Source organism: Rhodococcus sp. KBS0724, from assembly GCF_005938745.2.
Taxonomy (GTDB): Bacteria; Actinomycetota; Actinomycetes; order Mycobacteriales; family Mycobacteriaceae; genus Rhodococcus_F.
In genome coordinates this window covers 2682381-2703105 of sequence record NZ_VCBX02000001.1, presented here as the reverse complement: position 1 = coordinate 2703105, position 20725 = coordinate 2682381, and the positions used below count along the sequence as shown (strand labels likewise).

Annotated in this window: 15 protein-coding genes; 13 read left to right on the top strand and 2 right to left on the bottom strand. The window is 62.7% G+C overall.

The genetic code is table 11. From position 1 onward, the window contains the following. The 6 genes from nuoL to FFI94_RS12335 all read left to right on the top strand — a co-directional run bounded on the left by nuoL (nucleotide 1) and on the right by FFI94_RS12335 (nucleotide 8209). The gene (gene nuoL, locus FFI94_RS12360; protein ID WP_138868124.1) at nucleotides 1–1893 is read left to right on the top strand and encodes an NADH-quinone oxidoreductase subunit L; all 1893 of its coding nucleotides are present in this window, start codon (nucleotides 1–3) and stop codon (nucleotides 1891–1893) included. Further along, a complete protein-coding gene (locus FFI94_RS12355) occupies nucleotides 1890–3530 on the top strand; it encodes an NADH-quinone oxidoreductase subunit M (RefSeq protein WP_397495439.1) in 1641 nt (546 codons plus the stop codon). Before nuoL ends, FFI94_RS12355 begins: the two co-directional genes overlap by 4 nt. Then, complete coding sequence (nuoN, locus tag FFI94_RS12350) at nucleotides 3527–5122, top strand: NADH-quinone oxidoreductase subunit NuoN (protein ID WP_138868122.1); 1596 nt, start codon at nucleotides 3527–3529, stop codon at nucleotides 5120–5122. The genes FFI94_RS12355 and nuoN overlap by 4 nt, the downstream gene beginning before the upstream one ends. 19 nt (nucleotides 5123–5141) lie before the next feature. Beyond that, nucleotides 5142–5828, top strand: coding sequence for a lysoplasmalogenase (locus FFI94_RS12345; RefSeq protein ID WP_138868121.1), 687 nt, complete (start codon nucleotides 5142–5144; stop codon nucleotides 5826–5828). Nucleotides 5829–5869: 41 nt separating this feature from the next. Next, the gene (locus tag FFI94_RS12340) at nucleotides 5870–7489 is read left to right on the top strand and encodes a hypothetical protein (protein ID WP_397495559.1); all 1620 of its coding nucleotides are present in this window, start codon (nucleotides 5870–5872) and stop codon (nucleotides 7487–7489) included. A gap of 78 nt (nucleotides 7490–7567) precedes the next feature. Continuing rightward, entirely contained in the window at nucleotides 7568–8209 is a 642-nt protein-coding gene (locus tag FFI94_RS12335) for a bifunctional 2-polyprenyl-6-hydroxyphenol methylase/3-demethylubiquinol 3-O-methyltransferase UbiG (RefSeq protein ID WP_138868120.1), read from the top strand. 8 nt (nucleotides 8210–8217) lie between these two features. Here FFI94_RS12335 and FFI94_RS34025 read toward each other — a convergent pair whose 3' ends face one another. Beyond that, complete coding sequence (locus FFI94_RS34025; protein WP_260684478.1) at nucleotides 8218–8433, bottom strand: RGCVC family protein; 216 nt, start codon at nucleotides 8431–8433, stop codon at nucleotides 8218–8220. Between the two features lie 200 nt (nucleotides 8434–8633). Further along, entirely contained in the window at nucleotides 8634–9974 is a 1341-nt protein-coding gene (locus FFI94_RS12325) for a serine hydrolase (protein ID WP_260684033.1), read from the bottom strand. An 804-nt stretch (nucleotides 9975–10778) separates the two neighbouring features. On the opposite strand from FFI94_RS12325, the gene FFI94_RS12320 reads away from it, so the two are divergent. From FFI94_RS12320 to menC, 7 genes are read left to right on the top strand one after another with little or no spacing between them, the layout of a single operon-like run. Continuing rightward, complete coding sequence (locus FFI94_RS12320) at nucleotides 10779–12383, top strand: ABC transporter substrate-binding protein (protein WP_138868117.1); 1605 nt, start codon at nucleotides 10779–10781, stop codon at nucleotides 12381–12383. A gap of 44 nt (nucleotides 12384–12427) precedes the next feature. Next, nucleotides 12428–13441, top strand: a complete 1014-nt coding sequence (locus FFI94_RS12315; RefSeq protein ID WP_138868116.1) for an ABC transporter permease — start codon at nucleotides 12428–12430, stop codon at nucleotides 13439–13441. Beyond that, nucleotides 13442–15346, top strand: a complete 1905-nt coding sequence (locus tag FFI94_RS12310; protein WP_260684032.1) for a dipeptide/oligopeptide/nickel ABC transporter permease/ATP-binding protein — start codon at nucleotides 13442–13444, stop codon at nucleotides 15344–15346. Beyond that, complete coding sequence (locus FFI94_RS12305) at nucleotides 15343–16134, top strand: ABC transporter ATP-binding protein (protein ID WP_138868115.1); 792 nt, start codon at nucleotides 15343–15345, stop codon at nucleotides 16132–16134. Before FFI94_RS12310 ends, FFI94_RS12305 begins: the two co-directional genes overlap by 4 nt. A gap of 38 nt (nucleotides 16135–16172) precedes the next feature. Beyond that, nucleotides 16173–18614, top strand: coding sequence for a S9 family peptidase (locus tag FFI94_RS12300; RefSeq protein ID WP_138868114.1), 2442 nt, complete (start codon nucleotides 16173–16175; stop codon nucleotides 18612–18614). Then, nucleotides 18592–19413 (top strand): GNAT family N-acetyltransferase, encoded by an 822-nt coding sequence (locus FFI94_RS12295; RefSeq protein ID WP_138868113.1) that lies wholly within the window; start codon nucleotides 18592–18594, stop codon nucleotides 19411–19413. The genes FFI94_RS12300 and FFI94_RS12295 overlap by 23 nt, the downstream gene beginning before the upstream one ends. Beyond that, nucleotides 19403–20536 carry an o-succinylbenzoate synthase gene (menC, locus tag FFI94_RS12290; protein ID WP_138868112.1) on the top strand — a complete coding sequence of 378 codons (1134 nt, stop codon included), beginning with the start codon at nucleotides 19403–19405 and terminating at the stop codon, nucleotides 20534–20536. The genes FFI94_RS12295 and menC overlap by 11 nt, the downstream gene beginning before the upstream one ends. Nucleotides 20537–20725 lie beyond the last annotated feature (189 nt).

Genomic DNA, 20725 nt, shown 5'->3' with positions numbered 1-20725 from the left:
ATGTCAGGAGGAATCACGTCCGCCATCTGGTTACTGCCTGCACTGCCGCTGTGCGGCGCAGCCGTCCTACTCCTTGCCGGTCGTCGCACCAACGCGTGGGGGCATCTGTTCGCGTGTGTCATGGCGCTGGCGTCGTTTGCCGTCGGAGTGGTGTTCTTCGTCAGCATGCTCGGCCGCGACACCGCCGATCGGAGCATCAACGATCACCTGTTCAGCTGGGTACCCGTTGACAGTCTGCAGGTCCAGTTCGGCCTCGAACTGGACCAACTCTCCATGTGCTTTGTCCTCCTCATCACCGGCGTGGGCTCGCTGATCCACATCTATTCGGTCGGGTACATGGACCACGACCCCGAGCGACGCAAGTTCTTTGCCTACCTCAACCTGTTCCTGGCGGCGATGCTGCTCCTGGTCCTCGCCGACAATTTCCTCGGCCTGTACGTCGGCTGGGAAGGCGTCGGATTGGCGTCGTACCTGCTCATCGGCTTCTGGCAGCACAAGCCGACAGCAGCAACCGCGGCCAAAAAGGCGTTTGTGGTCAACCGAGTCGGCGATATCGGCCTGATGATCGCAATGATGTTGATGTTCAACACTTTCGGATCCCTGTCGTTCACCACGGTCTTCGGCAACGCTTCGGGGGCAAGTGAAGGAGTTCTGACGGCGATCGGCCTCATGCTGTTGCTCGCGGCGTGCGCGAAGTCCGCTCAGGTGCCGTTGCAGTCCTGGCTGGGCGACGCGATGGAAGGCCCCACTCCCGTGTCGGCGCTGATCCACGCGGCAACCATGGTCACTGCGGGTGTCTACCTGATCGTGCGTTCCAATCCGATCTTCGACCTGGCACCCGACGCCCAAACGGTGGTGGTGATCGTCGGCGCGGTCACGCTCCTGTTCGGCGCGATCATCGGTTGCGCGAAGGACGACATCAAGAAAGCCCTCGCCGCGTCGACCATGAGTCAGATCGGATACATGGTTCTCGCAGCCGGTTTGGGACCCGCCGGATACGCGTTCGCGATCCTGCATCTCATCACCCACGGATTCTTCAAGGCCGGCCTCTTCCTCGGCGCCGGTTCGGTCATGCACGCGATGAACGACGAAACCGACATGCGGCGCTACGGCGGACTGCGCGCATTCATGCCGTTGACGTTTGTCACCTTCGGACTCGGCTACCTTGCCATCATCGGTGTTCCACCGTTCGCGGGCTTCTTCTCCAAGGACAAGATCATCGAGGTTGCCATCGGAGAGGGCGGGGTCAAGGGCATAGTCCTCGGCGTGGTCACGTTGCTGGGCGCCGCGCTCACCGCGTTCTACATGACCCGCGTGATGCTCATGACGTTCTTCGGTAAACCTCGGTGGGACAACCAGAATCCACACGAATCCCCTTCGGTGATGACGTCTCCGATGATTGTGCTCGCGGTGGGATCCGTCGGCGCCGGCATACTCCTGACCATCGGCTCCAGCTTGCAGAACTGGCTCGAACCCGTTGTCGGGGCCCATCACGTGGAGCCGCCGATACCCGCGTGGAGCATCACCCTGATGGCACTGGTCGTGGTCGCGCTGGGCGTCGGAGTTGCCTATCGCGAGTATGCAACTCGGGAGATCCCGGTGGAGGCGCCGACAACCGTATCGGCGCTGACCACCGCGGCCCGTCGTGATCTGTACGGCGACGCATTCAACGAAGCGGTGTTCATGAGGCCCGGACAGCAACTCACCCAGACTCTGGCGGTAGTCGACACCAAAGGCATCGACGGCGCGGTCAACGGCTTTGCCGGGGCGGTCAGCGGAATCTCTGCCCTGGTGCGCAAGCTGCAGACAGGCTTTGTACGCTCCTACGCCCTGGTGATGTTCGTGGGTGCAGCGCTGGTGGTCGCGACGATGATGGCGGTGACACTGTGGTGACCGAAAATCTGGTGAACGAAACTGTGGCAAACACCGGTTTCCCCGCTCTGACGATCTTGTGGCTACTCCCCCTGGTTGGCGCCGCCGTGGTGGTCGCGCTTCCGGCCCGGATGTCTCATGTCGCCAAATCCGTTGCGCTTGCAGTGTCGTTGGGTGTCCTCGTGATCGCTGTAGTTCTCGGCATCACGTTCGACCGCGGCGGGCAGCAGTTCCAATTCGTCGAAAGGCACAGTTGGATACCCGCATTCGGGGCCAGCTACAGCCTGGGGCTTGACGGCATCGCGCTGGTTCTCGTTCTATTGACGGCCGTTCTGGTGCCGCTGCTGCTGATTGCCGGCTGGAACGACGTCCCCGCGGTGCCGTCGGAGACCCCAGAGACCTCAGAGACCTCAGACGAGCCACCACGACGACTGCCGCACACGTACTTTGCGTTGATCCTCGTAGTCGAGTCGATGGTGCTGCTCTCGTTCAGCGCGCTCGACGTTCTGCTGTTCTACATTTTCTTCGAGGCGATGCTGATACCGATGTACTTCCTGATCGGCGGTTTCGGTGGCGCCAACCGCTCGCGTGCAGCCGTCAAATTCCTGCTGTACAACCTGCTCGGCGGGTTGGTCATGCTGGCAGCGGTCGTTGGCCTCTACGTTGTGACCGCTCGTGCGGAAAGTCCCTTCACCTCAGGAACTTTCGACTTCCAAGCCATCGCCGCCGCGGCCGCGAACGGCGACCTGGGGGTCGGACCCGGCGTCCTCAACGCGTTGTTCCTGGGCTTCATGTTTGCGTTTGCCGTCAAGGCACCGCTGTGGCCGTTGCACAGCTGGCTGCCTGATTCGGCGGTGGAGTCCACACCGTCGACGGCTGTTCTGATGATGGCCGTCGTCGACAAGGTGGGCACCTTCGCGATGATTCGCTACTGCCTGCAACTGTTTCCGGAGTCGTCGGCGACGTTTGCACCGTGGATCATCACGCTCGCCGTGATCGGCATCGTCTACGGCGCGATTCTCGCGATCGGGCAGACCGACATCATGCGCCTGATCGCCTACACATCGATTTCGCACTTCGGGTTCATCATTCTCGGAATCTTCGCGATGACCAGTCAGAGCCAGGCCGGGTCGGCTCTGTACATGGTCAACCACGGAATCTCGACGGCTGCCCTGTTCCTGATCGCGGGTTTCCTTGTCTCGCAGCGTGGTACACGGGCCATCGCGGCGTACGGCGGTGTGCAGAAAGTTGCGCCCGTTCTGGCCGGCACCTTCCTGATTGCGGGGCTAGCCACTCTCTCGCTTCCCGGCCTGGCGCCGTTCATCAGCGAATTCCTGGTCCTGATCGGCACGTACACGCGCTATCACGTCGCTGCCATTGTCGCGACAAGTGCACTGGTCTTGTCCGCGATCTACATCCTGTGGCTCTACCAACGGGTGATGGGTGGTCCCGAGAAGGAAGGCTCCGACAAGATCCGGGATTTGGTGCGCCGTGAACTTGTCGTGGTGGCGCCGTTGATTGCGCTCCTGCTCTTTCTGGGCATCTATCCCAAACCTGCTCTCGACATCATCACACCGGCGGTCAACCACACCGTTGTCGATGAAGTGCCCACACCCGTGATCGCCGATCCCCACGCCGAGGAAGGTGCCCACCCATGAGTTCCTTCGACGGATTGACTCTCCTCGCGGAGCCGGCAACCCATTCCACAAGTGTCGAATACGGCTTGCTCTCACCGATGCTGATCGTGTTCGGGGTCGCGGTGGTCGGAGTGTTGGTCGAAGCCTTTGCACCTCGCGCGGTGCGCTACCCCGTTCAATTGGTTCTCGGTATCGGCGGATTGGCTGCAGCATTTGTGGCTGTCATCGCGCTCGCGGGCACCCGATCACTGGCCATGGCCGGATCTGTCGCCGTCGACGGTCCCACACTGTTTCTGCAGGGCACGATTCTGCTCGTTGCGATTCCGGCCGTGTTGCTGATCGGCGAACGCGGATCAGGCGATACCGTGCCAGCAGAGAATCACGACGACGCACTGGGGAGTTTCACGCCTCAAGCGTCGAGCGTTCCCGGCAGCGTTGCCGAACAAGAAGCAACCAAAGCCGGTGTTGCACAGACAGAAGTGTTCCCACTGACCCTGTTTGCGGTGGGCGGAATGCTCCTCTTCCCCGCTTCCAACGACCTCCTCACGATGTTTGTTGCGCTCGAGGTCTTCTCGCTTCCGTTGTACTTGCTGTGCGGATTGGCGCGACGACGCCGTCTCCTGTCGCAGGAAGCCGCAATGAAATACTTTCTGCTCGGCGCATTCTCGTCGGCGTTTTTCGTCTTCGGCATCGCCCTGCTCTACGGCTACGCCGGCACGGTCACACTCTCCGGTATCGCCGACGCGGCGCGGATCGGAACGGAGAACGACTCCTTCCTGTGGCTCGGCACCGCACTGCTCGCCGTGGGCCTGTTGTTCAAAGTCGGTGCAGTGCCCTTCCATTCGTGGATTCCCGACGTGTATCAGGGCGCACCCACCCCCATCACCAGTTTCATGGCAACCGCCACCAAAATCGCCGGCTTCGGGGCCATCCTGCGAGTCTTCTACGTAGCGCTGCCCAACGAGTACGTGAATTGGCGTCCACTGATGTGGGGCGTTGCGATCGCAACGATGGTTGTCGGATCGGTTGTCGCCCTCACGCAAACCGACATGAAGCGAATGCTGGCGTACTCGGCTATTGCGCACACCGGTTTCATCCTGACGGGAGTGGTCGCCGACTCGGATGCGGGTCTGTCCGCGACGATGTTCTACCTCCTCGCCTACGGATTCAGTACCCTGGGCGCGTTTGCCGTTGTCACTCTGGTGCGTGATGCTGACGGCGAAGTTGCCACACTGAACCGCTGGGCGGGATTGGGTCGACGCTCCCCGTTGATCGGCGTGGTGTTCGCCCTGTTCCTTCTGACCTTTGCCGGGATTCCCTTGACCAGTGGTTTCATCGGCAAGTTCGCGGTGTTCCAAGCCGCCGCGGAGGGCGGCGCCGCCCCGCTCGTGATTGTGGGTGTTCTGTGCAGCGCAATTGCGGCGTACTTCTACGTGCGGGTCATCGTGTTGATGTTCTTCACCGATCCTGTGGACGACGCCCCCACCGTCGTTGTTCCGAGTGCGCTCACCAGCAGTGTCATCGGCCTCGGCGCCGGAGTCACCCTGATTCTCGGAGTCTTGCCGCAGCCGGCACTCGACCTTGCCGAGCGTGCAGCGGAGTTCGTCCGTTAACTCCCGATACGGTGGATCGATGACAGTGGAGAAACTCATCGTGCGGAATCCGTTGTTCATCGCCTTCGCGATTGTTGCCGCCGCGCACCTCATCCTCAACGGCGCTGACGTGGCGCCTTGGGACGGCATCACCAAAGTAATGCTCGCTCCCCTCTTGGCCGCCTGGGTTCTCGCGGACCACGGACCGAAGATCATTGCCGCTGCACTTGTCGCGTGCGCCTTCGGTGATCTGTTTCTCCTCTGGGACGCCACCTTCATCGTCGGGATGGCAGCATTCGCGATCGGCCATATCTGCTTCATCCGATTCTTCATCTCCCGCGGTGCATTGCACGGGATCCGTAAGAACCCGTGGGTTCTCCTCGCCTACGTAGCCGCGGCTGTCGTCCTTGTCGTCTACACCTGGTCCGGCCTGGGCGATCTCCAGATTCCCGTCCCGATCTACGCCGCAATCCTGGTCGGAACTGCGGCAACGTCGTTGGCTTACAACAAGATCACCGGATTGGGTGGCGCGCTCTTCCTCTTCTCGGACGCCGTCATTCTGCTCGGCCAGGCAGACAAGTGGCAGCCAGAGCCCACCGATATCTGGATCATGGCGTCGTACGTCCTGGCGCTGCTCCTCCTGACGGTCGGCATCCTGAGCGGCGAACGCCGAACATCGCCCATCAGCGCGGTCGACGCGCAGAATCGTGCGAGACTCGGACAGTGAACGACGCCAGCCGTGGAAACCTGCACCCGTACCGACCGCGACTGCTACGCGTCGGCATCCTCGTCGCCGCAGCTCTGCTGTTGCCCACCCCGCTCGCCGCGGCCACGCCCACGACGACCGCACCGGCCGGCTGTGTACCGTTCGGGACCGCGCAGCTGCCGCCTGGGGCGCCTTCCGGTGGGGGCCGCGCGGGGTTGGACCTCCTGCCGGTATTCACCGGCGAAGCCGCCCCGGTGTCTGTCGAGGTTCGCACGCCGACCACCCAATTCAACAGGTTCTGGGACTTCGCGCTCGTAGGCCACGACCTGCTCACCCGGCCGCGGGATGCCGGTGCGCCGACGGCCGAGCCCTGGCGTTTCGTACCGATGCCAGAGTGCCTGCGCGGCCGACTTGTCGGGATATCGCTGGACGACGACGAACTCGTCGCGGTCGACGACAACGGCTGGATCTACACGATGGACAACGCGTCTCAGCATCCGCTGGTGCGGAACTGGACGTCCGCGTGGGGAGCACCCCTGTGGGCCGGCCCGGGCCGGCAACTGCCAGGTGATCGGCCGAATGGATGGGCACTGAGTGTGTCGTCGCCGTGGGACACCCAGACGTTCGCGGACATCGCGGGACGAATCCACTTCGTAGGATTCGGCAAGATGACGATGCTCCCCGCATTGACCGGGGACGGCAGCCGCATCACTTACGCGGACCCGTGGCTGCCGAACGACGACAGCTACGAGATCGGCGGGCCGCTCGGCGGACGGTTCCAGGCCGAATCGCTGTCGGCGGCCGGATCGACCACGTTCGTGATGAACAAGTACGGCGACATGTACACCCGCACCTTCGATTTCGACTCCTCGGGATCGGACTCGATATTCTTCCGCTACAGCTGGGATGACCAGTCGGACAAGCCGAGCGCACCCAACCTCGTCGTCGAGACGCTCGACCGCAGCACCGCCGCGATCCAGCTGCCGGCCCCGGATTGGGTGTACCAACCCAAGATTCCCGGCGAGATCACGTCCGCGATCAGCGTGCACTCCCTCGGCCCCGGGCCGAATCGGCGCGAATTGCGGGTGGAGGGCCGCCGCGATGCCGAATCCGGTTTCTGGCACAAGGATCTCGTTGGCGGCGCGTGGGAGTTCACACCGACCGGTGCGGCCTTCCTCGGCTCGCCGATCGACAATGCGTCGACCAACCGCTCTACCGACACTCTGGCCCCAGCCGCCCCCTGGCACTTGTCCACTACCCTGCCGGCCCGCGACGGCGTCATCGACGGTCAGACCCTGATCGACATCGGATTTCCGTACACGGTGCTTGACCCGCGCATGCTGGATGCGATCGGCCAGCAGGCACAGCCGTCCGGTTACCGACTGGACGTGGACCACTTCGACCCGGTCGCCACCACCCGGACAGCGACGGTGACCGCACCGGACGGCACTGGTATACCGGTCATTCTGCACACCGCCGACGGGCTCCGGATGACACCCCGCGGACCCGGCCTCGACGACAATCCACGCCACCTCGTCGGGGCGATCGAGATCCCCGAAGACGCGTACGCAGCCCGCGGATCCAATCCCGCCCTGGACGCGTTCGTTCGGGACTGGATGCGCGAGCGGCACATTGCGGCAATCACCCTCAGCGCCACCGACCACGACCTGGTGGTCCGCTGACACTGACCCCGTGTGGTCCGCTGACACTGACCCCGCGCCGCTGACCGGGACCGGTTGATCTCTCGGTACCATCCGGAGATGACTACACCGACTCCCAGCGAGCGCACCCCCAGCCAGTGGGAAGAGATCACCGCGGCTGACCCGACACATTCGTCGCGCTATGTGGAGCGGTTCCGCACGATGGCGGCAGAGGGAAACGACATCGTCGGTGAGGCCCGACTGATCGATGCAATGCTCGGCCGCGGCGGTCGCGTTCTCGACGCGGGGTGTGGACCCGGCCGACTGGGTGGTCACCTGCACAAAGCCGGTCACGAGGTTGTCGGTATTGACGTCGACCCGGTGCTGATCGCTGCGGCGCAGGAGGACTACCCGGGCCCGACGTGGCTTGTGGGAGACCTCGCCGAATTGGATCTGCCATCACGCGGGATTGCGGCCGATTTCGACGTCATTGTCTGCGCCGGCAACGTGATGGCCTTCCTCGCACCGTCCACCAGGAAGACAGTGCTCGCCGGCTTTGCCCGCCACCTCGGTCCGACCGGCCGAGTCGTCATCGGTTTCGGCGCCGGCCGCGATTACGAATTCTCGGACTTCCTGGCCGACGCCTCAGACAGCGGGCTTGCGGTTGATCTGCTGCTCTCCACGTGGGATCTGCGACCGTTCACCGACGATTCCGGTTTCTTGGTCGCTGTGTTTTCACGCGCAAACCCAACAGCCGAGTAGCCGTTTATTCAGTACCGGGTGTAGTGATGCGTGCTCGCATGTTCCTCGGGGCAGATGCACTTTCGGTCGAGGTTCCGGTCCGAGGTCACGCCGCAGAATCGAATTCCGAGCGCATCGTGGGAATCCAGACTGTGCCCACAGGCCGGGCAGGATGGCGCCGAGTCTGTCGATCCCGCTACCTGCTGCGAGGCATGCGACCGAGAAACGTCGGCGGAATTCGACATATCAGTCGGGTTCGAAGCCATGACGGTTCTCCGTTCTCGGCCGTTCGACTTCCGACCGATGTGGACACCGAGGACGACATGGCGTGGCAGCGCATGTTCGATGTGCCCTCGGCATCCTCCACGCTACCCGCTTCCGCCGAAACAATCGGATTGTTCCACAATGGAATTGGCCTGAATGGAATTGGCCTGCGTGAACTCGCCTACGCCACCCGTTTGGCGGTACGGCCACCGAATTCCAGCATCACAGCGCGTCCGGTGTCGTCGGTGACGAAGCGTCCCAACGCCCGGGTGGTGTCCGCACGAGCCGCGAAGTTGCTGCCGTTGACGAAGGCAATCGGGATCGCCGGCGGCCAGACGATGTCCTCGTACTCGCCCAGATCCTGTGCGCCCCCCATCCGGATGCCGATTCCCTCGTCACCAGGGGCGACCGTCATTGTCAGGGATCCGGCCTGATACTTGCCCAGAACCGCGTCGACCGCAGCGGGAGTGAGGTCCACCAGGTCGAGGGACACGGGCGTGGGAAGTTCCGCGATGTTGCTCATGGACCAATCGACAATCTTCTTGGCGATTCCTCCACCGAGCGCATTGGTCAGCACGGTGACGGCGAAGTTCCTTTCGGGAACCGTCATGAACTCCGAGACCTGGAGATTGCTGACGTTTCCGCCGTGACGGACTACCTGTGTGCTGCCGTATCTGGTCAGCAGCCATCCCAGACCGACCTCTTCGAACATCATCGCTGCCGGCCGCTGCGGCGCCTGCATCAGCAACCGGGTGGACTCGTCGAGCGGCCGGCCCTCTCCGGGGTGTTCACCGGACAGTGCGTAGCGCGCCCAGACCAGTTGATCCCGCACCGAGGACCACATACCGCCGCAGGGCGTCATACCGCGATCAAGTCCGGTTTCGTTGGAAATGAACGGGACACCGTCGCGAATGTAGTGGCCGAGTGCAAACCGATGAGTCATCACGTCCCAGGGTAGGAAGGCCGAATCCTTCATGTCGAGTGGTTCCAGGACTCGCTGTTTGACCAACTCTTCGAAAGTCAGCCCGCTGATCTTGGCCAAGACGTGCCCGGCGAGAACAAAACCGGAGTTGCTGTACGAGAAGACCTCACCGACCGGGAATTCTTGCCGCAGCTCATCGAGTCGTGAAACCGAGTGCCCCAGTGCATCTTCGCCCCAGCCTGCCGAGAGGCTGGCGTCGCCGGTGAATCCGCCGGTGTGGGTGAGGAGGTGGCGCATCGTGACTGTGCGGGTGGCTTCTTCATCGGCGAGGACAAGCTCGGGTACGTATTCGATCACCGGGGTGTCGAGGTCGAGCAAGCCGTCCTCGACGAGTGCCATGGCAGCAGTCGAGGCGAAAACCTTTGTGGTGGAACCGATCATGAACATGGTCTTGTCGGTGACCGGAAGTTGAGTCTCGACGCTCTCGATACCGCTGGTGACGACGATGTCCTTGTCACCGTGCACGATGCCGACCGACACGCCGGGGATGTCCGCCTCGATCCGCCACTGGTCGACCAGTTCCTGCAACTGTTCTTGCATCTTTGATTCCTCGATTTCGCCGGCGTTCTGTGTTGCTGCTTCTTCAGTCGGGATAGACCTGGGGTGACGGTCGTCGGGGACAGGAGGTCGGTCGGTCATGTATGCCCTTCGAATCGGAGGAACTGCTTTTGGAAAAGATCGAAATTGTGTAAAACGTTGTCGTCAAGCTTTGTTCAGAAGACGCGGTCCGATCAGTCTGCCACCGACCGGTGCCTACCAAATCTTGACAGCCGGCGTGACACGTGTCTCAGCCGATCCTCAAAAAGATCCACCCATTTTTTGTCGAGTGCCACCAAACCCGAATCGTCGTCAACCCGAACGGCCGGTTACGGCGATCGTTGACGCTTCATTGCTCCGTAATCGACTGTGGCTCAATCCTATCCGGATCGCGTGGTATCAAGGCCAGCGATATGCTCATACTGGCGAGGCAACTGTCCCCAGCGCGGGGCGGGCGGCTTTCCTTCTATTGTTGTCGAAATGCACTTTCACATCTCAACAGCATTCTCACCTCTGCACATCGGTTTGCGGTGCAGGGATACTCAACCTGAGGTACTGAATCGTCTAGTCCTCCAGTACCGTCAACGTCTCTGCAATAACTCTCGAGACCTGTAGATGCGTGACCCCAGCGACCAGGCAACCGCCGCAGACCATCGGCCGGGTTTGGTGGGACTGGACGAAAAGTGGCTTGATTTTCTTGAGAATCGGCCGAGACACAAGTCACGCCTGTCGTGAAGATTTAGCAGTCAGTAAGTCAACCCGCGTCCAACCGATTCTCTCGGGCCCACGCACGTTCACGGAGGCACTATGAAACACCGGTCCTATCCCACCCTTGCGGCAGTCGCCGGGCTCGCGCTCGTGTTGTCCGCTTGTGGCTCCGGGAGTACCACTGCAGGCGGCTCCGGTGGTGGCGATCCCGTCACGGACGGCACGTTCCGGTTCGGACTTCAAGCCGACCCCGGCGCACTCAACCCGATCATGGCAGCTTCGACGGCCACTGCGGAGATCTCGAAGCTGGCGTACGACTACCTGGTCTTCCAGGACCCCGAAACCAGTGTCGTCGGACCGTGGCTCGCAGAAAAGTGGGAAGAGACGCCCACGTCGGCGACCTTTACCATTCGTGACGGTGTGACCTGTACGGACGGGTCCACCCTGACCGCTCAGACCGTCGCCGACAACGTCAACTTCGTCGCGGACCCCGCCAACAGCTCGCAGATGCGCGGCACCACCGTGCCGTCGACAGCAACGGCCACGGCCGACCTCGCGACCCGTACGGTCACGGTGACCACCCCGGCGCCCAGCCCGTTCCTGCTCCTGAACCTCTCCCGGCTGCCCATCGTCTGCGACGCCGCCTTGAAGGATCCGACCGCCGCGAACAAGGCTTCACTCGGCACCGGCATGTTCAAGGTCACCGAGGTCGTTCCCAACGACCACTACACATTCGAACGCCGCGACGGCTACACCTGGGGCCCGGACGACACCACCTCGGAAACACCGGGCGTCCCCAAAACGGTGATCGCGTCGATGATTCCGAACGTGAGCACCGCGGCAAACCAGCTGCTGAACGGCGAAATCAACGCAGCACCGATCAGCGGACCGGACAAGGCCCGTGTCGACTCCGCCAATCTGACCGTCGTAGAGCGTCCAGTTCCGGTCGGTCAGATGTACTTCAACCACATCGCCGGTAACGCAACCAGCGACCCCGCCGTGCGTAAGGCTCTGGTTCAGGCTGTCGATCTCGACGACATCACTCAGGTTCTCACCGCCGGACAGGGCGTCCGCGCGACCAGCTTCGTTGCCCTCGAACCCCGCGCCTGCATCTACGACTCGGTGGAAGGCAACCTTCCGGAGTCCGACCTCGATGCTGCCAAGGCGACCCTGGACGCAGCAGGCTGGACTGCCGGCTCCGACGGCAAGCGCAGCAAGGACGGCACCGCCCTCAAGCTCCGCATGTACTACGACGGCGTCGACGACTCGCGCAATGCAGCAGTCGAGATGGCACAGACCGCGTGGAATTCCCTCGGCGCAGTGGTCGAGGTGACCGGCGGCGACTCCAACAAGATCATCGACGTTATGGTCAGCGGCAAGGACAACTCTGCCTGGGACATCGGCTGGATTCAGATCAACAACACCTTGCCCAGCGCGTTCGCCAGCTTCTTCACCGGACCGGTTCCGGCGGCGGGCAAGAACTTCTCCGAGATCAGCAATGCCGCATACGAAGCAGGCGCAGCCAAGGCTACCAACCTGACCGGAGACGCAGCGTGTGATGCCTGGGCAGCGGCCGAGTCCGAGATCGTCAAGTCGGTCGACGCCGTGCCGTTCGCGAACTCGGTCAACAACACCTACTTCTCCAAGTCCGGACTCGCCTTCGGTAAGACCTACATCGGGTCCGCACTGCGCGTCTACCAGTAGGCCGATTCACCGTCCCAGCATCCCGCCCCTCGGAAAGACAGCCCATGAGTCAAACAATTGAAGCCGCGACACCACAAGCGGCACCTTCGGCTCGAAAGAAGCTATTCGAGTCAGGCAGCTGGCCTGCATACCTTCTGCGCCGCCTAGGCACGTTCGTGGTCTCTCTCTGGGCGCTGGTGACGGCTGCCTTCCTGATGCTCCAGCTGATTCCGGGCGATCCCGTCCGGTTGGCTCTGGGACTCAACGCCCCGGTCGAGCTTGTCGAGTCGACCAGGTCGCAACTCGGTTACGACCTTCCGCTCTACCAGCAGTACTTCCGTTTCATCGGTGGTCTACTCAGTGGCAATCCGGGTGACTCGATCACCTTGAGGACTCCGGTCCTCGAGGTGATCGGGACCCGGTTGCCCGCCACACTCGAACTGGCCTTCCTCACGGTCGTCACCGTGCTGGTCATCGGTATCCCGATCGGGCTCATCTTCGCGGCATTGACCCGGGGCGGTCGTCGCCGCGGAGTCGAAATCGGTTACACCGCAACGTCGGGCACCGTCGCCGTCATCCCGGAGTTCATGTTCGGCACGGCCCTGGTCTACCTGTTCGCCGTCACGTTCCCGATCCTTCCGGTCGCCGGACGGGGCGGACCGGAAAGCTACATCCTCCCCGTTGCCGCCATGTCCATCGGCGCCATTGCCTCCATGTCGCGCATCGTGCGCGCCGAGGCTCTCAGCGTGTTGGACATGGATTACATCCGCACGGCACGCGCCAAACGAATGTCCGCGGCGCGCATGTACTTCCGTCACGCAATGCCCAATCTCCTGACCTCCACGCTGACGCTGGCCGGTCTCCTGTTGGGCGGCCTGATCGCCGGAACTGTTCTCATCGAAAGCATCTTCGCTTGGCCGGGAATGGGTTTGGCCTTGGTCAAGGCCATCACCGAGAAGGACTATCCACTGGCCCAGACACTGGTCGTGATCTACGGCAGCATCGTCCTCCTCATCAATTTCATCGTCGACGTGGTGCTCGCTCTGATCGACCCACGATCCACCATCCGGGAGAACTGAGTGAGCACCTCACCTACGGTCGAAACGGCCGCAACGACGCCTCCTCGCCGGCACTGGCTGGTCCAGACTTTCCGTACACCCCTGGGAATGCTGGCTCTCACCTTTCTGACAGCCCTGATCGCACTGGTGATCTTCGGACCGATCATCTGGGGCGACGCCGCTGTCGTCGGCAACCCCAAGGCGCTCTCCCAGGGCCCGAGTTCCGAACACATCTTCGGCACCGATGCCGGTGGACGAGACGTCTTCGCCCGCACCATGACCGCGGCACGGTTGTCCGTCCTCATGGCACTGAGCGCCGTAGGCCTCGGCGTCGCATTGGGCTTGTTCCTCGGAACACTCCCGCTGCTCGCTCCCCGCTGGATCGGTCGGTTCGTCGTGGCGTTCCTCAACTTCGCCATCGCCTTTCCCGGACTGCTCCTCGCCATCTTCCTGCTGGTCGTGCTCGGACAGGGCTCCGGTAGCGCCGTGATAGCGATCGGTCTTGCCATGGCGTCACCGTTCGCCCGGCTGACTTACGCACTGTCCTCCTCGGTGAACGGCCGCGACTTCATCGACGCTGCACGTATCCTCGGAGTCACCAAGCCGGGCTTGCTGTTCCGGCACATCCTCCCCAATATCCGCGAACCGCTCATCGTCAACGCCAGCATCTCCGTCGGCAGCGGACTCGTCGTCTTCGCCGGCCTGTCCTTCCTCGGCCTGGGGATCCAGCCGCCGGCCTTCGACTGGGGTCGGATGCTCAACGAGGGTCTGTCGAAGATCTTCGTCAACCCCGCCACCGCACTGGCACCCGGTATTGCCGTCGTGCTCTCCGGCCTGACCTTCACGTTGGTCGGTGAGGCCATCGCCCGCGGCTCGGGTGTTCGCAGCCCGATCAGCAGCAAGCTCCCCAAGTGGAACCCGATCAACAAGGCCACGAGCGCGTTCACCTCCACTCCGCCCGAAGGTGCAGCACAGTCGGCTCCGGTGGACGACAACGCTGTTCTCACCGTCCGGAACATGTCCGTCGCGGTTCCTGCGGGCAACGTATGGCGTCGACCTGTCGACAACATCAGCTTCACAGTCCACCGCGGTGAAACCGTCGGTATCGTCGGCGAATCCGGTTCCGGAAAGTCGCTCAGCTGCATGGCGATCTCGCAGCTGACCGATCACCCGACGGTCGTCGACGCGGGTCTGATCGAATTCGACGGCACCGTCCTGATGAAGGACGGACAGCGGCCGGAAGGTTCTGCCGCACGCAAGATCGCCCGCCAACTCGGAACTCGGATGTCCATGGTGTTCCAGGACCCCATGTCCTCGATGAACCCGTCCCTCAAGGTCGGGTACCAGGTCGCGGAGATCGGCTGGCTGCACGAGGGAATGAGCAAGGCCGAAGCCAAGAAGGCTGCCGTCGACCGTCTCACCGCAGTGAAGATCCCTGACGCTCCCCGCCGGGCGAAGCAGTACCCGCACGAGTTCTCCGGCGGTATGCGTCAGCGCGCCATGATCGCCATGGGTCTGATGGGCAAGCCCGCACTGATCATCGCGGACGAACCCACCACCGCACTCGACGTGACCGTCCAGCGCGAGGTTCTGGGATTGCTGCACGACGTTCGCGAAGAGACCGGTGCCGCAATCCTTCTCATCTCGCACGACATGGCCGTCATCACCGGAATGTGCACGCGCGTCCTGGTCATGTTCGCCGGAAACATCGTCGAGGACATTTCCGTGGACGATCTGGTTGCCGGACGCTCACAGCACCCGTATACCCGTGCGCTCATCGCCGCCGTCCCCACGATGACCACCGATCGTGACAAGCCGCTCGCCACCGTCGACGAGGCCTGGCAGGTCGAAAACCTCGGTACATCGGCGAACAACCTGGACGCCGAACTGGAAGAGCTGGTTACCGCCGCAGAGGAGATCCGATGAGCAGGCTGGAATTTCGCGACGTCAACGTCCATCTCGGAAACGGCAACACACGATTCCACGCCGTCAAGAACATCAACCTCGACATCCCTTCGGGGTCGATAGTCGGACTGGTGGGTGAATCCGGTTCCGGAAAGTCCACTCTCGCACGGGCTACGGTCGGTCTGGCCGAGCCGAGTTCCGGGCAGATACTCCTCGACGGCGTCGATGTTGCACATGCCCGCGGGGCGACGGCACGCCTCCGGCACACAATTCAGATGGTGTTCCAAGATCCCTACTCCTGCCTGGACCCCCGCATGACAATCGGCCAGTCCCTGGCCGAGGCGCTGCGCTCCACCGAACGCCGCGACAAGACCAAGCGCAGCCGTTCGGCGCGGGACACCGAGGTGGCCCGGTTGCTCACCACGGTCCAACTCCCGACGGAGAAGGCCCACGACTACCCGGGTTCGTTGTCCGGTGGGCAGCGTCAGCGCGTCGCACTGGCCAGGGCGCTCGCCGCTGCGCCCTCCGTGCTGCTCGCCGACGAGATCACCTCTGCGCTGGATGTTTCCGTGCAGGGCGCAGTCCTGAATCTGTTGGTGGATCTACAGAAACAGCTGGGTCTGACGGTTCTCTTCGTCAGTCACAATCTCGCGGTGATCCGCTACGTCTGTGACCACGTCGCAGTCATGCTCGGCGGCGAGATCGTCGAACACGGGCCGATTCTCGACGTGATCGATTCGCCTCGAGAGGCGTACACCGCCAAGTTGTTGTCCGCGATTCCGCAATTCGGAGAGCCGATGTTCCGATGACAACGCAGACAACACAGACAACGCAAACAACACAGACAATGCTGAAAAGGCTGATATCCCTCGAATCGCCGGTCGTCGAGCAGCGTGCACAGTCGCGCCGCTCGGCGACGATCGAGGATTACGCATCGGTGATCACACCTGGCGATGTCGCCGTATCCACTTCGGGCCGCATCGCTTATGTACGTACCGAGTCGAATCCGGTCGAAGACACCAACGACCGCTCGATCTGGCTGGCTTCACCCCGACAGCAGCTCACGGCAGGCCCATCGGACACCTCTCCGGTCTGGCATCCGAAGTCGACGCAGTTGATATTCGTTCGGCCGGATTCCGCGGGCACGCCGCAACTGTGGGAGATCGACGCGGCCGGTGGGGCGGCGACCCAGTTGACCACGGCAGTGCAGCTTCCGCTCGGCGCCGGTGCGCCCGTGTTCTCCCCCGACGGCGCACGGGTCGCCTTCAGCGCGCCGGTCGACCGCACTGCTACCGGATCGTCTCGCCCGCTGGTGACTCGACGACTGCGCTACAAGGTCGACGGCGCCGGCGCCGGCGTCCGGGGCAGTGTTCGTTCGCACCTGTTCGAACTCGATCTGGTCGAGGGTTCACTTCGCCGGCTCACCGACGGCGACTGGGACGCATCGAATCCGGTGTACAACCACGAGGGCACCGAATTGGCCTTCACCGCAAGGATCGACGACGACGCCGACGTCACTCGGGCCAGCTCGGCCTGGACCATTTCGCTGGCCGATCGTCTCGGCACTCCGAGCAGGCTCGGTCACGCGCGGGGAATCTGCGGCCCCCTCGCATGGACGCCCGATGGCGGTGCCGTCGTCGCGGTCGGCTGGCATTCTCCGATCGTCCACAACAACGAGCTTCTCGTACTCCACCGTGACCTGCGAGTGGCGGATCGCAGCCTTACTGCGGATCTCGACCGCAACGTGATGCCTGGCTTTGCCGGATATCCTGGCGGGGCACCGTATTTCACTGCTGACGGCCACGTTGTGTTCTGCGTTCGAAACTACGGTTCCACCGAACTTCACAAGGTCGATTTCGAGACGGGCACTGTTGTGCCGATCCTCGCCGGAGGGCAAACAGTTGTTTCCGGCTTCGCTCTGACTGCGGGTCATGCTGTGGTCGCGCTGTCAACGGCAACATCGTTCGGCGAGATTGCTGTCGTGGACCTCGATACTCGGTCCGTCGACACGGTCACCGATGTGAACACGACGCTGACATCGTCGGTCGCATTTCCCGTGGCAACCGAACGCTGGTTCGACATCAGTGACGGAACCCGCGTTCAGGGCTGGATCCTGCGTGACCCGAGCCTCACAAGTGCAGGCCCGTTGGTACTCGATGTACACGGCGGACCACACAATGCCTGGACCGGCACTCTGACCTTGACACATGCGTACCACGCGGACTTGGTGCGCCTCGGATACACAGTGCTGACTCTCAATCCGCGCGGGAGCGACGGCTACGGAAATTCGTTCCTCGACGGCGTCCATGACGGATGGGGTGAGCTGGACCGAGCCGACCTACTCGAACCTGTCGGCACTCTTGTCGCCGAGGGTATCGCCGATCCGAAGCAGCTTGCACTCACCGGCTACAGCTACGGCGGATTCATGACGTGCGCGCTGACGTCCGTCACCGACCGATTTGCCGTCGCGGTTGCCGGTGGACTCGTGTGCGACATCGCGAATACCGCCGGTCCCTCCGACGAGGGAATACTGCTGCAGACAGTCGAATTCGACTCCAGTTCTCCTCGCATACGGGAAATCTCACCTCTCGGGCGAGTCGCCGAGGTAACCACACCGACGCTGGTACTCCACGGCGGCAACGACGTCCGATGCCCGGTCAACCAGGCCGAGCAGTGGTTCGCCGGTCTGCGCCTCGCGGGTGTGGACACCGAACTCGTCGTCTACCCCGATGCCTCGCACGCGTTTGTCTCCACCGGCCGGCCGTCACACCGGTCGGACTACAGCCGGCGTCTGGTCGCCTGGATCGAGCGGCACCTGTCGCCGACCCCTGCACGGATGGCAGTCGACCCCGACTACTGGCAGTACCGCCTCGACACCCTCGCCGAGAAATACGGTGTTGCCGGTGCCTCGTTGGGGATTGTGACCACCACTCGCAGTGGTTTCGAGCGCACTGTGATCACCACCGGCGCCGCGGCTACTCGTGACGCATTGTTCCAGAGGGAGTCGATCGACAAAGTTCTCCGAGGCCAGAGTGGTGACTCGGTTCTGCTCCAACGATCCAACCATCTGGCCATGATCGACGGATGCCTCGAAATCAGTGACGCGGCGGCCGATTCACTGGGCATCAGTTGGCTGCTCCCGTCACGCGGCATCTCTGCCGTCCTGATAACCAACGGGGGCGCAATGGACGCACTTTCGGGCGAACTTCTCGCCGAGGTGATCGGTTCCATCGGCGGCGTGACCGTGACACGTGAAGGGGGCACTTGTGTCGAGAAGCACTGCGATTGAATTTCGAGAACTGGTCGACAATCGCGAAATAGCCGATCTCTCTGCAATTTTCGACGAGATCTGGGCTACCAGTCCCGGACCGGCCCATTTCGGCACGGCAATGCTGGTTGCACTTCATCACGGCGGACATTACGTCGTGGGAGCCTTTTCCGACGGTCAGATGATCGGCGGATGCGTCGGATTCTTTGTCGAGCCTCTCGGCGAGGTCCTGCACTCGCACATCGCCGGAGTTCTACCGGGGCATGCTGGCAAGGGAATCGGCCGGGCTCTGAAGCATCATCAGCGAGACTGGTGCATCGAGCGCGGCGTCAGGACGATCCGCTGGACGTTCGATCCACTCGTCGCCCGAAACGCCTACTTCAACATCCAACGCCTCGGTGCCCAACCGGCAGAATACAATCCGGATTTCTACGGTTCCATGGCGGACGGCATCAATGCCGGTGATGCCAGCGATCGCATGCTCGTCAGCTGGAATCTCGAGGCCGACGCAGACCCGAGTTCTGCTGTGGCCGTGGATGATACATTCAAGGTGCTCCAACCCACCGAGGACGGAGCACCTCGGATGCTCCCGATCCCACCTGACAGCATCGACATTGCAGTCGGAATACCCCGAGACATCGAGCGTCTGAGAACGGTCGACCGCGCCTGCGCATTTGCCTGGCGACACGCGCTTCGCGAGTACCTCGAGCCACTGATCGCCTCGAAGGAATGGCAATCGACCGGCTTCGACCCGAGCGGCTATTACATGTTCACAAGAATCTGCGAGACAACCGGAGAAGAGCAAGTCCATGCACATTGAGTCCGTCGAATTGCGCGAGCTGCGCATCCCTCTCGTCTCCCCCTTCACCACGTCCTTCAGCACCCAGCTCGAGCGCAACACCCTCGTCCTGAAGGTGAGCGGCACCACCGACGGTCCCAACGGCCCGGTCGAGACTGTCGGCTGGGGCGAGTGCGGTTCGCTGAGCGATCCGTACTACAACTCGGAGTACACCGCCGGGGCGCGGGCGATGCTGCGCGAGTATCTTGTTCCCACGCTGCGTAAGTCGCAGTCGGATCAGCCGCTCACCGCCGAGACCGTCGGCAGCGTGCTTCATCCCATCGTGGGTCATCAGATGTCGAAGTCGGCCATCGAAATGGCCATCCTCGACGCGGAATTGCGTGCTCGCGGACAGTCGTTCGCTCGGTACCTCGGCGCCACTCGCACGCGGGTTCCGTCCGGCGTATCCGTCGGTATCCAGGACAGCATTCCGCAGTTGCTCGAAACCGTCGACAACTATCTGTCGCAGGGTTACGTGCGCATCAAGCTGAAGATCAAGCCGGGCTGGGACATCGAACCCGTAGCAGCAGTGCGCAAGGAGTTCGGCTACGACGTCCCCTTGCAGGTCGACGCGAACGCCGCGTACACCCTCGTCGACGCACAACTGCTGCGCCGCCTGGACGAATTTGCACTGCTCCTCATCGAGCAACCACTGGCCGAGGACGACCTGGTGCAGCACGCCAAGCTCGCACAGACCCTCTCGACTCCGATCTGCCTCGACGAGTCGGTCGAGTCGGCAAAGGACGCCGCCGACGCCATCACACTCGGCGCCGCTTCGGTCATCAACATCAAGCCGAGCCGCGTCGGCGGATACCTGGAAGCCAAGCGCATCCATGATCTCGCCTCCGCCCACGGTATTGCGGTGTGGTGCGGCGGAATGCTCGAGACCGGCATCGGCCGCGCGGCCAACACCGCTCTCGCTGCCCTGGACGGCTTCACGCTGCCCGGCGACATCTCGGCGTCCGACCGCTTCTACAAGGAAGACATCACCGAACCATTTGTGATCGAGGATGGCCACATCGCCGTGCCGCAGGGACCCGGCTTCGGTGTGACTCCACGTGAGGGCGTCATGGATCGCTTCACCGTCGGAACCGAGATTCTGTAAATTTCACAGTTTCATCGACAGCCATCTCCACCGTCACCTGGTGGAGGTGGCTGTTTCTGTTGGCTCGGTGTTCCTTCGTGAGGTGGAGGATCTCCGACTAAAGGCGGAGACCGATCCGAGGGGAAGTTCCTCCCGTTGCCCGATGTGTGCGAGAGCGCAGATTTCTAGGCTTGGTGCACAGGCCGACGA